This window comes from Bradyrhizobium sp. URHA0013 (genome assembly GCF_000518345.1).
GTDB lineage: Bacteria > Pseudomonadota > Alphaproteobacteria > Rhizobiales > Xanthobacteraceae > Bradyrhizobium.
The window spans coordinates 28,008-41,591 of sequence record NZ_JADK01000007.1; the positions used below are offsets into that span (position 1 = coordinate 28,008).

Here is a 13,584-nt window from a genome sequence, read left to right on the forward strand (position 1 = left end):
ACTTGGACCCCGTGCGCGGCTTTCTAACAGCGCCATGATCGAGAAAAATTACCAGCCCGCCGATATAGAAGCCCGCATGTCCGTCGTGTGGGAGGACAGCCTTGCCTTCAAGGCCGGCCGCCCGGACCGCCGCGACGCAGTGCCCTTTACCATCGTGATCCCGCCGCCGAACGTGACGGGCTCGCTACACATGGGCCACGCCCTCAACAACACGCTCCAGGACATCCTGTGCCGGTTCGAGCGCATGCGCGGCCGCGACGTGCTGTGGCAGCCCGGCACCGACCATGCCGGCATCGCCACCCAGATGGTGGTGGAGCGGCAGCTGATGGAGCGCCAGCAGCCCAGCCGTCGCGAGATGGGTCGCGAGAAGTTTCTGGAACGGGTCTGGCAGTGGAAGGCCGAGAGCGGCGACACCATCATCAACCAGCTCAAGCGGCTCGGCGCCTCCTGCGACTGGTCGCGCGAACGCTTCACCATGGACGAGGGCCTGTCCAAGGCCGTGGTCAAGGTCTTCGTCGAGCTGCACCGCGACGGCCTGATCTACAAGGACAAGCGGCTGGTGAACTGGGACACCAAGCTGCTCACCGCGATCTCCGATCTCGAAGTGCAGCAGACCGAGGTCAAGGGCAGCCTCTGGTACCTGCGCTATCCGATCGAGGGCAAGACTTTCAGCCCCGAGGATCCCTCGAGCTTCATCGTCGTTGCCACCACGCGCCCGGAGACCATGCTCGGCGATACCGGCGTCGCCGTGCATCCCGATGACGAGCGCTATCAGAAGCTGGTCGGCAAGAACGTGATTCTGCCGCTGGTCGGCCGCAAGATCCAGATCGTCGCCGACGATTATTCCGATCCGGAGAAGGGCTCGGGCGCGGTCAAGGTGACACCGGCGCACGACTTCAACGACTTCGAGGTCGGCAATCGCCATGGCCTCGCCCGGATCAGCGTCATCGACAAGGAGGGTTGCCTCGATCTCCTCGACAACGAAGATTATCTGCGCGACCTGCCGGCAGGTGCCGCGCAGTTCGCCGAGGAGTTCAACAAGCTCGATCGCTTTGCAGCGCGCAAGCGCATCGTCGAGCGGCTGGAATCGTTCGGCTTCGTCGAGCGGATCGAGCCCCATACCCACATGGTGCCGCATGGCGACCGCTCCGGCACGGTGATCGAGCCCTATCTTACCGACCAATGGTATGTCGACGCCAAGACGCTGGCGAAGCCGGCGATGGCCGCCGTGCGTTCGGGCGAAACCACCTTCGTGCCGAAGAATTGGGAAAAAACCTATTTCGAGTGGATGGAGAACATCCAGCCCTGGTGCATCTCGCGCCAGCTCTGGTGGGGCCACCAGATTCCAGCCTGGTACGGTCCCGACGGCAAGGTGTTCGTCGCCGAGACCGAGGAGGAGGCCGTCAGCCACGCCCTCGGCTATTACGTCGAGCAGGAGGTCATCACGGTCGAGCAGGGCCGCGAGATGGCGCTCGACCGCAACAAGCGTGACGGCTTCATCACGCGCGACGAGGACGTGCTCGACACCTGGTTCTCCTCGGCGCTGTGGCCGTTCTCGACCCTCGGCTGGCCCGCGGACGCGCCGGAAGTGCAGCGCTACTACCCGACCAATGCGCTGGTGACCGGCTTCGACATCATCTTCTTCTGGGTCGCCCGCATGATGATGATGGGGCTTCACTTCATGAAGGAGGTGCCGTTCTCGACGATCTACATCCACGCCCTCGTCCGCGACGAGAAGGGCGCCAAGATGTCGAAGTCGAAGGGCAACGTCATCGATCCGCTCAGCCTGATCGACCAATATGGCGCGGACGCGCTGCGCTTCACGCTTGCCGCGATGGCCGCGCAGGGGCGCGACATCAAGCTCGCTACCAGCCGTGTCGAGGGCTATCGCAATTTCGCGACCAAGCTCTGGAATGCGTCGCGCTTCGCGGAGATGAACCATTGCGCCGTGCCCGAGGGCTTCGAGCCGGCGAAGGCGAAGGAGACGCTGAACCGCTGGATCGCGCATGAGAGCGCGCACACCACGCGCGAGGTGACCGAGGCGATCGAGGCCTACCGCTTCAACGACGCCGCCGGCAGCATCTACCGCTTCGTCTGGAACGTCTATTGCGACTGGTATCTCGAGCTCGCAAAACCCGTGCTGCTCGGTCCCGACAGCCCTGCCAAGGCGGAAACCCGCGCCATGGTGGCATGGGCGCGCGACGAGATCCTGAAACTGCTGCACCCCTTCATGCCCTTCATCACCGAGGAGCTGTGGGAGGTGACGGCCAAGCGCGACGGTCTGCTCGCGCTGGCACCGTGGCCGCTGAAGCCGGCCGGGCCGACGCCGGAGCAGCTTGCGATGCTCGCAGCGACGACGGGGCCGACCGACGCGCTCGTCTCACCGGTTTGGGTGCTGCCGATCTTCGACCATGCCGACTTCACCGATCCCGCGGCCGAGGCCGAGATCGGCTGGGTGATCGACCTCGTCACGCAGATCCGTTCGGTGCGCGCCGAGATGAACATTCCGCCGGCGACCCTGACGGCGCTGGTGGTCGCAGGCGCATCGTCCGAGACGAAGGAGCGCGCGCCGCGCTGGAGCGACGTCATCAAGCGCATGGCGCGGCTGTCGGACATCTCCTTCGCCGACCGTGCGCCCGACGGCGCGGTCCAGCTCCTGGTGCGCGGCGAGGTGGCTGCGCTGCCACTGAAGGGCGTGATCGACGTCGCCGCCGAGCGCACGCGTCTCGACAAGGAGATCGGGAAGGCCGATTCCGACATTAAGCGCGCGGAGTCCAAGCTGGCGAACGAGAAATTCGTCGCCAACGCGGCCGAGGAGGTCGTCGAGGAGGAGCGCGAAAAGCGTGAGGCTGCGCTCGCCCGCAAGGCCAAGCTCCTCGAGGCGCTGGAGCGGCTGAAGCAGGCCTCGTAGGCTTATTTCGGAAACGGCTTGCTGAGGAATTTCGAGCCCCTGACGCCATAGCGCCAGGGCAGCTCGACGGCCTTGGTGATGCCGATCCGGATTCCGGCCACGACCTCCAGATCCTCCGTCCGCGCATGCAGCGCGATCGGCGGGCGGTCCAGCGGCAAGGCATTGTGCGCGATGGTGATGCCGAGCGCTTCGGTCAGCTTGCCCGGGCCCGAGCACAACGCGTGCAAATCCTGGAGATGGCGCCGCCGACGCATCGCGGCGATGCCGTGGGTCGGCTCCAGCGCGCGGATCAGCACGGCGCTCGCCGAGCCTTCTTCCTCGCAGACGAAGTTCACGCACCAATGGATGCCGTAGGAGCGGTAGACATAGGCAAAGCCGGGCGGCCCGAACATCACCTGGCTCCGCGGCGTGGGGCCATTGTAGGAGTGCGCCGCCGGCTCGGTATGATGATAGGCCTCGACCTCGACGATGATCCCGCCGACGCCGTCGACAAGCATGGTCGCGCCGATCAAGTCGGGCGCGACCTCGTGGACGCTGCGCGCGAAAAAGGCACGCTTCAGGGCTTTGCCGAGCCGGGGTGTGGAAGGTTTCGAGACTGGAGCCATTCGAGGTGAGAATCGCCAGAGAACAGAGCAGGATATTGCCCATATCTGCCATGTTCCCTGAAGCGGGGCGAGCCGGGTTGCGATGCCCGGCCAGACCGACTAGGTAGGACTTGGTCAGACCGGACACCCCATGGTCGTTATTGTCGATACCATCTCGAACCCGTTGCGCCCACGTCACCCCGAAAAGGTGAATCGGCCCGATTCCGCTTCGCCGCCGAAGCCGGACTGGATCCGCGTACGCGCCCCCAATACCCGCGGCTATGCCGACACCCGCAAAATCGTGCGCGCCAACGGCCTGCATACGGTGTGCGAGGAGGCGGGCTGCCCGAATATCGGCGAGTGCTGGGACAAGAAGCACGCGACCTTCATGATCATGGGCGACACCTGCACCCGCGCCTGTGCGTTCTGCAACGTCAAGACCGGCATGCCGAACGCGCTCGACGCGGCCGAGCCGCACAACGTCGGCGAGGCCGTGGCCAAGCTCGGACTTGCCCATGTCGTCATCACCTCCGTCGACCGCGACGATCTCACTGACGGCGGCGCCGAGCATTTCGCCCAGACCATCCGCGCGATCCGCGCCGCGTGCCCCTCGACCACGATCGAGATCCTGACGCCCGACTTCCTGCGCAAGGAGGGGGCGCTGGAGGTCGTCGTCGCCGCGAAGCCCGACGTGTTCAACCACAATCTCGAGACCGTGCCGTCGTGCTATCTCACGGTGCGGCCGGGCGCGCGCTATTTCCATTCGATCCGGCTGCTGCAGCGGGTCAAGGAGCTCGATCCCACCATCTTCACCAAGTCCGGCATCATGGTCGGCCTCGGGGAAGAGCGCCACGAGGTGCAGCAGGTGATGGACGATCTGCGTTCCGCCGACGTCGATTTCCTGACCATCGGGCAATATCTCCAGCCGACCCGCAAGCATCACGCCGTGATGCGCTACGTGCCGCCGGACGAGTTTTCGTCCTACGAGAAGGTCGCCTACACCAAGGGCTTCCTGATGGTCTCGGCGAGTCCGCTCACCCGTTCGTCGCATCATGCCGGCGAGGATTTTGCGAAACTGAAGGCCGCGCGGGCAGCAAGCACCCGCTGAATCGCCATGCCCAATTTTTCGAGCAAGCGCCGTGTCGATCACAGCGCGTCCGAGATGTTTGATCTGGTGGCCGACGTCGAGCGCTACCCGGAATTCGTGCCGCTGTGCAGCGCGCTGAAGGTCCGTCAGCGCATGGCGAAACCCGACGGCACCGAGGTGCTGGTCGCAGACATGACGGTGTCGTTCAAGCTGGTCAGGGAATCCTTCACCAGCCGCGTGACGCTCGACCGCGCCAATTTGAAGATCCTGGTCGAATATCTGCAAGGTCCCTTCAGCAATCTGGAAAACCGCTGGACGTTCGAGCCCAAAGGCGAGAGCGTCTGCGACGTCGGTTTCTTCCTTGCCTACGAGTTCAAGAGCCGCATGCTGGCGCTCCTGATGGGCTCGATGTTCGACGCCGCGTTCGCGCGATTTTCCATCGCGTTCGAGAAGCGGGCGGATGCGATCTACGGACGGCGGAAGCTGGCGTCGTCGTAGTGGTTGCGGACGGGCACGCTCTCTCCTCCGTCATTGCGAGGAGCCCTTGCGACGAAGCAATCCAGAATCCCTCCGCAGAGAGACTCTGGATTGCTTCGCTGCGCTCGCAATGACAATGGGGGAGGCAGGCGTGCCAAAAATTTCAATCCACCGCCTTCACGACATCCGGCGGCTGCGAGGCATAATACGCCGCGGCCTGCTCGATTTCCTGCGGGGTCATCGCCCGCGCGATGTTGCGCATCTGCTGGCTGATGTCATTGCGGCGCTCGCCGGAGGCAAAGGCCTGCAGCTGCGCCTTCATGTAGGCCTCGGACTGGCCTTCGAGCCACGGGCTGCCGGTTTTGTTGTCGAGGCTACCGTGGCAGGCGCCGCAGGGCGCGATGCCGCGCATCGGTGCGCCGTAGATCACGATGCTTGGCTTCGGCAGTTGCGGCGTCGGGTGATAGGCCGGCAGCCGCGGCAGGTAAGCGTAATAGTTCGAGAGATCTGCGATCTCCTGGTCCGTCAAATTCACGGCGAACGGCGACATCACGGCGTTGGCGCGCGCGCCGGTGCGGAAATCATGCAGCTCCTTGTAGATCACGGCCGCGTACTGGCCGGCGAGATTGGGCGAGTCCGCGCGGCTGACACCGGTCGGGCCATGACAGATCGCGCAACGCTGCGCCAGCGTGGCGCCGCGTCCGATCGCCTCCTGGTTCGGGCGTGCCAGCGTGTTCGACGTCAGCACGACCCCCGAGAGGCGCCTGGTCTGCTCCGGCGTAGTCACGCTCGCTGCGCGTTGCGGCACACCGGCAGCGCTGCAGATCGCGTCCCAGACGTCGGCGAACTGAACCCAGGGCTGTGCGAAGGGCAGCACGAGGAAGCCCGCAATCGCCGTGACGATCAGGATCGCGGCGGTGATGATCACACTCGCCTTGAAATGACGATTGGTGAAGGTGAAGAGGTCGCGCGTGCTCATCACTGCGCTCCCACATAAACGGCTGGCACAGAGGTGCCCTCGGTCAACGCCAGATTCAGGATCGGATAGCCGTAGTTGGTGAGGGTGAGCGCGATCATCAGCGCCACCCACAGCGCATGAGTGTTGAGCGCGACGGGGACCGTTGTGGGCTGGTGCACCGCCAGCGCGAAGCGATAGGGGCCGGCGTCGACCTGCGGCGCGCGCATGCCGCGAGCAAGGATAACGATGAACATGATGCCCGACACCAGCAGGATGAAGCCGCCGATGGCCGAGAGGGTGACCGAGAGGGCCTGCGGCGCGATCGCGGGGTCTCCGAAGTCGAAATAGGCCATGCGGCGCGGCATGCCGAGAATGCCGACCCAGTGCCAGGGAAAGGTCGTGACGATCATGCCGATGAACCACAGCCCGAGCTGGCTGCGGATCAGGCGGACGTCGATCAGCTGGCGCCCGGTCAGATGCGGCCACAGATCATAGGCGATCGCAAAATACATGATCACGATGGCGCCGCCGAAGATCAGGTGGAAATGGCCGGTGATCCACTGCGTGTTGTGGATCGACGCATCGAGCTGATAGCTCATGTTGATGAGGCCGCCGGCGCCACCGAAGCCGAGCATGACGAATGAAAAGGCGAGGGCCAGCATCATCGGATTGTCCCAGGGCAGGGCCCTGATCCAGCCGAACATGCCGCGGCCGCCGCGCAGGCGCGCCGCGATCTCGACGGAGGCGCAGATCGTGAACACGGTCAGCAGCGTCGGCAGCGCGACCAGCGCCGTGAAAGCCGAATGGATGAACTTGAAGCCGGCGCCGACCTGCGGATCCGCGAAGGTGTGGTGCATGCCGATCGGCATCGCCACCACCAGGAACAGGATGAAGGAAATCCGCGCCATGCTGTCGGAATAGACGCGGCCGCCGATCGCACGCGGCACGATGGTGTAATAGGCGATGTAGGTCGGCATCAGCCAGAAATAGACGATGGCGTGCAGCGTCCAGGAGAAGAACACGCGCGCAAGGCCGGCGTCGATGGTGGCCTTCAGCCCCGCCGCGACCGGAATGATCTGCAGCAGCAGCTCGAGCGCGGCACCGACCGCAGTCCAGGCCCACAGATACGAGCCCGCGACATTGGCGAACATCGCCAGCGGCACCGGCGCGCCGGGATGGGCCTTGCGCCAGACGCGCAGATTGATCGACATCAGCGCGACCCAGATCCAGGAGCCGACCACGACCAGCACGACGCCAAGATAGTAGAACACGTTGCCGATCAGCGGCGGGTAGAACGTGTAGAGCACCGAAGCGCGGCCGAGCCCGACCGGGACCATCGCCATGATCGCGCCGACCACAATCAGCCAGAATCCCGCCCAAGCCCAGCGCACACCGACCAGCCGCTGCTCCAGCGCGGACTCGCTAATGGCATAGCCAAAGCCCATCGCGACCAGCGTCGGGAAGACATAGCCCATCACCGTGCCGTGCGCGGTCAGCGAGCGGTAATAGAGTTCGGGATTGGACAGCCAAGTGCCGATCGGGCTGCGGATGAACATCTGCCAGGCGCCGAGCGTGAGCGCGATGCCGAACACGGCGAAGGCCAGCCAGAAATGGGCGAGGATGAGCTTTCTATTGACCAACACAGCTCAGCCTCCCGCCACCCTTCGCGCGGTTCGCGAAGTCCGTCTTGTCGATCACTTTGACCTTGCCCCACATGCCCTCGTGGCCGAAGGAGCAAAACTCCTGGCAGGGCATCAGATAGTCGCCGCTCTTCGTAAAGCGCATGAGCTGCTCGGAGATGTAGCCCGGCACCAGCATGGTGTTGACGTTGGTGCCCTGGATCAGGATGCCGTGGACGACATCGGCGCTGGTGGCGCGCAGCGTGATCGGCGTGTCGACGGGCACCACGATGCAGGCCGGCGTGAAGGAATATTGCTGGCCAATCGCGCGCACGGTGACATTGCCGTTGGCCTCCAGCACGCTGCCGAGATTGCTTTCGACGAATTCACCGCTCAGATGCAGCCGCGAGGGATCGGTGGTTTCGACGCGCGGCTGCGGCATGGTCGCGCGATGGATACCGGCGAATGCCGCCAGCAGCGCCATCATCACGACGATGATCACGGCGATGGTGGCCCAGCGCCGCTCGACGCGGGCTGCGACCTCGGCGCTGGCGCTACCGTTGCTGTGGGCTCCCTCGACCCTCATTGCAGCGAGCCGCGCGGCAGGAACACGAACAGATAGAAGGCGAACCACATCGCGACCACGCAGGCCGTGGCGATGCCGGCGACCACTATCGCGCCGGATGGGCCCTGCGCCACGACTTCCTCGATGGCCTGGTCGGCGACGGCTGGGCTGGTTGGCGGGTCGGAATTGAACATGGGGCCCTCAGTTCAGCGGTGCCGAGCGCAGCTCGTTGGCCTCGCGCGCCGAGACCGGCGTGCCGCGATTGCCCCAGGCGGTGCGGATGTAGGAGACGACGGCGGCGACCTCGTTGTCGGAGAGGAGGCCGGCGAAGGGCGGCATGCCGTAGGGCATCGGATTGCCCTTGGTGCCCGGCGGATAGCCGCCATTGAGCACCATGCGGATCGGGTTGACCGCCGACTGCATCTCGATGGACTGGTTGTTGGCGAGCGGCGGCCAGTGCGGCGGCTTGCCCTCGCCCTGGGTGCCATGACAGCTCGCGCAGTTCTTGTCGTAGACGGTCTTGCCGAGGCTGATCAGAAGGCTGCTCTCGCTGGTCGGCAGCGCCGAGCTCGCGGCCGGCGGAGGCGAGGGCTCCGCGATGCCCTTGAGGTAGACCGCCATCGCCCTGGTGTCCGCGTCATCGAGATATTGCAGACTGTTGTGCACGACCTCGGCCATCGGGCCGTAAACCACGCCGCGCATGGAAACGCCGGTCTGGAGCAGATCCGTGATGTCTTTGATGCTCCAGTCACCGAGCCCGGCCTCATGGTTCGACGTCAGCGAGGGCGCGTACCAGTTCTGCATCGGGATCAGGCCGCCTTTGAACGCGTCCGATTGCGAGGTGCCGCCGAGCGCGTTGATCGGCGAATGGCACATGCCACAATGGCCGAGGCCCTCGACCAGATAGGCGCCGCGATTCCATTCCGCCGATTTTTTCGGATCCGGCTTGAACTCGCCCTCGCTGAAGAACAGCGTGCGCCAGCCGAGGATGAGCTGGCGGTTGTCGTAAGGGAAACGCAATTCGTGCGGCTTGTTCTTCTGGTTCACCGGCGCAATCGAGCGCAGATAGGCGAAGATGGCGTCGCTGTCGGCGCGCGTGACCTTGGTGTAGGACGCAAACGGCATCGCCGGGTAGATCAGCCCGCCGTCGGGAAAGCGGCCGCTGTGCATGGTCTTGTAGAAGTCGTCGGCACTCCACTTGCCAATGCCTGTCTCCGGATCGGGGGTGATGTTGGAGGTGTACAGCGTGCCGAACGGTGTCGGCATGGCACGGCCGCCGGCAAACAGACGTCCTTCCGGCGCGGTGTGGCAGGCAGTGCAGTCGCCGGCACGGGCCAGATATTCCCCGCGCGCGATGATGTCGCCGGTCTTGTCTTTGTCCTGCGCGGCTGCTGCCGTGGTGAACGCGGCGATGGCGAGCAACTTGATGGACAGGAGCTTGATCGACAATTTGAAGCCCATCATCCGCCTCGTCAGTTGGGCTGGCTACCGCAGCCGAATGGCAGCGCATAGGTGCCTTTCGGCACGGGGGCTGGGTTCGCGGGGGCAGGCCGCGTCGCAAGCCAGGCTGCGATGGCGGTGACGTCCGCCTCGGTCAAGTGACCGGCGACGAGCTGCATGCAATCAGGGGATTTCGCGGTGCGAGTGCCATAACGCCAGCCGCCGAGCTGGGCGCTGATGTAATTGGCGCGCAAGCCGAGCAGGCCGGGGATGCCGGGCTGCATACCCGTCAGTCCAGGGCCATGACAGCTCACGCAAGCCGGAATGTTGCGGCCGGCATCGCCGCTGGTGGCGAGCAGCTCACCGTGCGCGAGAACGTCCTTGCTGACTTCGCTCGGCGCCGGCGGTGGGAGCGGCGGGTGCTCGCTGGCAAAATATTCCGCCATCGCCTCCAGGTAGGGATCGGGCAGGAATTCCAGCAGATAGTTCATCGGTGGGTATTTGCGCCGGCCGCTACGGAAAGCGAGAAGCTGGTTGTAGAGATAACCGGCCGGCTTGCCTGCGAGACGCGGGAAGTAGACGTCGCGGGTGCCTTCGCCCTTGTTGCCATGACAGGCCGTGCAGGCCTCCACCCGCGCCGCCATCGTATCCGGCGGCTGGTTAGCGGTTTGTGCGGCCGCACCATCAAAGGCGCTCAGGATGGCAATGGCGATTGCCGGAGCAGTGAAGCGAGCGAACACGCCGTCGCCCTCCAGAAAACAGGACCGGGTTGATTCCCGGCCGCAACGTAGCGGATCATTATTGCGCCAATAATTTTCCCACGCCAAGTTCAGACAGAAGCCATGACGTTTGGCCGCGGTCGATATCTGCGATCCCGATCGGATTCGACAATGTTTGCGTGCTTTTTGAAAACTGGACATAACGCGGCGACCTCGCGACAGTTCCTGCCCGAGTCGGCGTGTGCGTACGCCCTCTGTCAGAGGGCGCAGGGAAGGCCGGGTGCCGGCTGGCACCCACGGTCCACTGTGCGAAGGTTGCGCTACAAGAGGCTGCACAGCGGCATACAGGTGAAGCCCAACACACGGCCTTCCCTGCGCAGTGGTTTGACGGCTTATGCCGAGCTCTCCCCGGGGATGCACTATTGCCCCCGTCGCCTTGCGGATGGCTGATGCGCGTGCCCGGTCGGGCCGCCCACATCACCACAAGACTTGACGCACAGACCCCGGGCGTCAGGACGACACGGTTTTGCCGTACGCTGTCAGCATCGGTCGTTTGCGCGACACCCTCGCTCACGGTTTCCCGCCCTGCGAAGCCCTTCGCGCCGATGTGACTAGCGTCCACCGCAGCTCACCCCGCGTTCGTGACGATCGCGATACGCCCCTCTGACAGGGATGAGGTGCGGGATGAATACGCCAAAGCCGAATTTCGGTAAAGTGGAATATCTTTGCGCTAGCGGATTGACCCGTTGTTTGTGTGTTTTGCCCGTCGGGGAACGCAAGGTCTTGTGGCCGGGATGCGCTTCGCGCCATCCGGGCTGCGGGACCGTTCGCGTGGAATGCTGCTCGGCCGCGTGACGGGCTTGGTTTCCCGATCTGGGATAACGTACAAGCGACAGCAACGGGAGACGGCAACATGATGGGCGACACGAACGTTCGGGCCGGCCAGTGCCATTGCGGCACGGTGCGTTTCGAGGCGACGCTCAGCGACGGCTTCAATTCTATCCGCCGCTGCACCTGCTCCTACTGCCGCATGCGCGGCGCCGTCGTCGTCATGGCGGCAATGGGCGGGATCAAGTTCCTCCAGGGCGAGGATGCGCTCACAAGCTACCGCTTCCATACCGGATCAGCGCAGCACTTCTTCTGTTCCCGTTGCGGAATCTACACGCACCATCAGCGACGATCCGACCAATCTCTCTATGCCGTCAACGTCGCCTGCCTGGATGGGGTAAGCCCGTTCGATTTCACTGAGGTGCCGGTCATGGACGGCATCAACCACACCAACGACACCGGCCAGCCGACGCGGCGGGCCGGCACGCTCCGCTTCATTTCGGCCGACTGACGGTGGTGGTTGCCTGGCTCAGCCGCGCGGCGACCGCGGCGGCCTGCGCTTCGCCACATGTCGGCGCGGCGAGCGTGTCACGCGGGGGCGAAGGCGGGTTACCGCGGCTTCACGACGAGGCTTGGTCTGGGCTGGACCGCGGGCGAGATCCATCAGCATGCGCAGCGCCTCGACCACCGAGCGCTGGCGCACGGCGGTGCGGCCGATAGCACCAAAACGATGCTCGCGGTGAACGATGCGTCCATCGCGCGCGGCGGCGGCGAAATGCACGAGGCCAACCGGCTTGCCGGGCGTGGCGCCGCCGGGGCCGGCAATGCCGGTGATAGCGACTGCAAGATCGACGCCGGCACGCTCCAGCGCGCCGACCGCCATGGCCGTTGCGGTCTCCCTGCTGACGGCGCCGAAATTCGCAAGCGTGCCGGCCTCGACGCCGAGCATCGCGCGCTTGGCGTCGTTGGAGTAGGTGACGAAGCCCCGATCGATCACGTCGGAGGAGCCGGGAATGTCGGTCAGCGCACCCGCGACGAGGCCGCCGGTGCAAGATTCAGCGGTCGCGATCGTCAGCTTGCGCATCCGGCACAGATCGAGCAGCGAGCGGGAGAGGGCGCGTGCGTCGCTGCCGGCCATGGCCTAGACACTCCAGGGCAGGCGGATGGTAGCGCTCGCGGTGGCCGCGATGCCTTCCTCTCGGCCGGTGAAGCCGAGCCGCTCGCTAGTGGTCGCCTTGACCGCGACCCGGGAGATGTCGACGCCGGAGATCTCGGCGATGCGCGCGCGCATGGTGTCGCGCAAGGGGCCGATCTTCGGCCGCTCGCAGATCATGGTGACCTCGAGATTGGCGATGCGGCCGCCGCGCTGGGTGACGCGCTCGATGGCGTATTTCAAAAACAGGTCGGAGGAGGCGCCCTTCCACTTCGCGTCGCTGGGCGGGAAGTGCGATCCGATATCGCCGTCGGCGAGCGCGCCGAGGATGGCGTCGACCAGCGCATGCAGGCCGACATCGCCGTCAGAATGGGCCAGGAATCCCTTGGTGTGCGGTACGCGCACGCCGCAGATCATGAGATGGTCGCCCTCGCCGAAGGCGTGGACGTCGTAGCCCGTGCCGGTCCTGATGTCGCCGAGCAGGCTGGCCAGCCGCGCTTCCTCGCGCACGAAATCCTCGGGAGTGGTGAGCTTCATATTGGCAGCATCGCCTTCAAAGGTTGCAACCGTCAATCCCGCCCATTCGGCAATCGCGGCATCGTCAGTGAAATCGCTGCGTCCATCCTGGGCCGCGCGACGATGGGCTTCGAGGATGACGTCGAAGCGAAAGGATTGCGGCGTCTGTGCGATCCGCAACCGCGCCCGGTCCGGCGTGTCCTCGACATTACCGTTCTCGCCGATGACCTTGATGGTGTCGGTGACGGGAACGGCGGGGATCGCGGCGCCGGTGCGGCTGGCCGCATCGATCGCGCGGGTGATCACGCCTTCCGAAACGAAGGGGCGCGCGGCGTCGTGGATCAGGACGATGTCGGGCTTGTGCCTGGCGAGCGCTTCGAGACCGGCGAGCACCGAGGCCTGCCGGGTTGCGCCGCCATTGACCGGAGCCTCGTGGCTGAGCCCTGCGACCGCCGCCGTGAATATGGCACTGTCATCGGGGTTCACGACCGGCTGAACCGCGAACACGTCCGCATGACGGCTGAAGGCCTCCATGGCGCGATAGATCACTGGCACGCCGCCGATCTCGCGATATTGCTTGGGGCCACCGGCGCCTGCGCGCAGGCCGCGTCCGGCCGCGACGAGGACGACTGCGGTGCGCTGTGATTTCGCCATAGGACTCAAATACTCATTTGGTGATCAAGAGAGTCGGGGGTGGGGTGATTGCCGCATGCCTCTAGCACGGCAG

Annotated in this window: 13 protein-coding genes; 4 read left to right on the plus strand and 9 right to left on the minus strand. The window is 65.1% G+C overall.

Annotated features, from left to right (window positions below):
- The first annotated feature begins 34 nt into the window (after nt 1–34).
- Nucleotides 35–2,911 carry a valine--tRNA ligase gene (locus N551_RS0110245; RefSeq protein ID WP_027566907.1) on the plus strand — a complete coding sequence of 959 codons (2,877 nt, stop codon included), beginning with the start codon at nt 35–37 and terminating at the stop codon, nt 2,909–2,911.
- A gap of 2 nt (nt 2,912–2,913) precedes the next feature.
- On the opposite strand, the gene N551_RS0110250 is transcribed toward N551_RS0110245, so the two are convergent.
- Nucleotides 2,914–3,516, minus strand: coding sequence for a DNA-3-methyladenine glycosylase (locus tag N551_RS0110250; protein ID WP_027566908.1), 603 nt, complete (start codon nt 3,514–3,516; stop codon nt 2,914–2,916).
- A gap of 130 nt (nt 3,517–3,646) precedes the next feature.
- Between N551_RS0110250 and lipA the strand changes: the two genes are divergently transcribed.
- A complete protein-coding gene (gene lipA / locus N551_RS0110255) occupies nt 3,647–4,603 on the plus strand; it encodes a lipoyl synthase (protein ID WP_027566909.1) in 957 nt (318 codons plus the stop codon).
- A gap of 6 nt (nt 4,604–4,609) precedes the next feature.
- Nucleotides 4,610–5,080 carry a type II toxin-antitoxin system RatA family toxin gene (locus N551_RS0110260; protein ID WP_007591145.1) on the plus strand — a complete coding sequence of 157 codons (471 nt, stop codon included), beginning with the start codon at nt 4,610–4,612 and terminating at the stop codon, nt 5,078–5,080.
- Between the two features lie 142 nt (nt 5,081–5,222).
- On the opposite strand, the gene N551_RS0110265 is transcribed toward N551_RS0110260, so the two are convergent.
- From N551_RS0110265 to N551_RS0110290, 6 genes are read right to left on the minus strand one after another with little or no spacing between them, the layout of a single operon-like run.
- A complete protein-coding gene (locus tag N551_RS0110265) occupies nt 5,223–6,038 on the minus strand; it encodes a c-type cytochrome (protein ID WP_027566910.1) in 816 nt (271 codons plus the stop codon).
- Nucleotides 6,038–7,660, minus strand: coding sequence for a b(o/a)3-type cytochrome-c oxidase subunit 1 (locus N551_RS0110270; RefSeq protein ID WP_027566911.1), 1,623 nt, complete (start codon nt 7,658–7,660; stop codon nt 6,038–6,040). Before N551_RS0110270 ends, N551_RS0110265 begins: the two co-directional genes overlap by 1 nt.
- Entirely contained in the window at nt 7,647–8,222 is a 576-nt protein-coding gene (locus N551_RS0110275; protein WP_027566912.1) for a cytochrome c oxidase subunit II, read from the minus strand. Before N551_RS0110275 ends, N551_RS0110270 begins: the two co-directional genes overlap by 14 nt.
- Complete coding sequence (locus N551_RS38705) at nt 8,219–8,395, minus strand: hypothetical protein (RefSeq protein ID WP_027566913.1); 177 nt, start codon at nt 8,393–8,395, stop codon at nt 8,219–8,221. The genes N551_RS0110275 and N551_RS38705 overlap by 4 nt, the downstream gene beginning before the upstream one ends.
- 7 nt (nt 8,396–8,402) lie before the next feature.
- On the minus strand, nt 8,403–9,662 hold the full coding sequence (locus N551_RS0110285) for a cytochrome c (RefSeq protein WP_371180057.1): 1,260 nt from the start codon (nt 9,660–9,662) through the stop codon (nt 8,403–8,405).
- An 11-nt stretch (nt 9,663–9,673) separates the two neighbouring features.
- Complete coding sequence (locus N551_RS0110290; RefSeq protein WP_027566915.1) at nt 9,674–10,381, minus strand: c-type cytochrome; 708 nt, start codon at nt 10,379–10,381, stop codon at nt 9,674–9,676.
- 892 nt (nt 10,382–11,273) lie between these two features.
- Here N551_RS0110290 and N551_RS0110295 point away from each other — a divergent pair.
- Nucleotides 11,274–11,699: a GFA family protein gene (locus tag N551_RS0110295; protein WP_027566916.1), complete on the plus strand. Its 426-nt coding sequence runs from the start codon at nt 11,274–11,276 to the stop codon at nt 11,697–11,699.
- An 18-nt stretch (nt 11,700–11,717) separates the two neighbouring features.
- Here the strand turns inward: N551_RS0110295 and N551_RS0110300 are convergent, their stop codons facing one another.
- Together N551_RS0110300 and N551_RS0110305 are read right to left on the minus strand one after the other, a co-directional pair.
- Nucleotides 11,718–12,326, minus strand: a complete 609-nt coding sequence (locus N551_RS0110300) for a CinA family protein (protein ID WP_027566917.1) — start codon at nt 12,324–12,326, stop codon at nt 11,718–11,720.
- A 3-nt stretch (nt 12,327–12,329) separates the two neighbouring features.
- On the minus strand, nt 12,330–13,511 hold the full coding sequence (locus N551_RS0110305; protein ID WP_027566918.1) for a bifunctional 2-C-methyl-D-erythritol 4-phosphate cytidylyltransferase/2-C-methyl-D-erythritol 2,4-cyclodiphosphate synthase: 1,182 nt from the start codon (nt 13,509–13,511) through the stop codon (nt 12,330–12,332).
- Between the last annotated feature and the right edge of the window lie 73 nt (nt 13,512–13,584).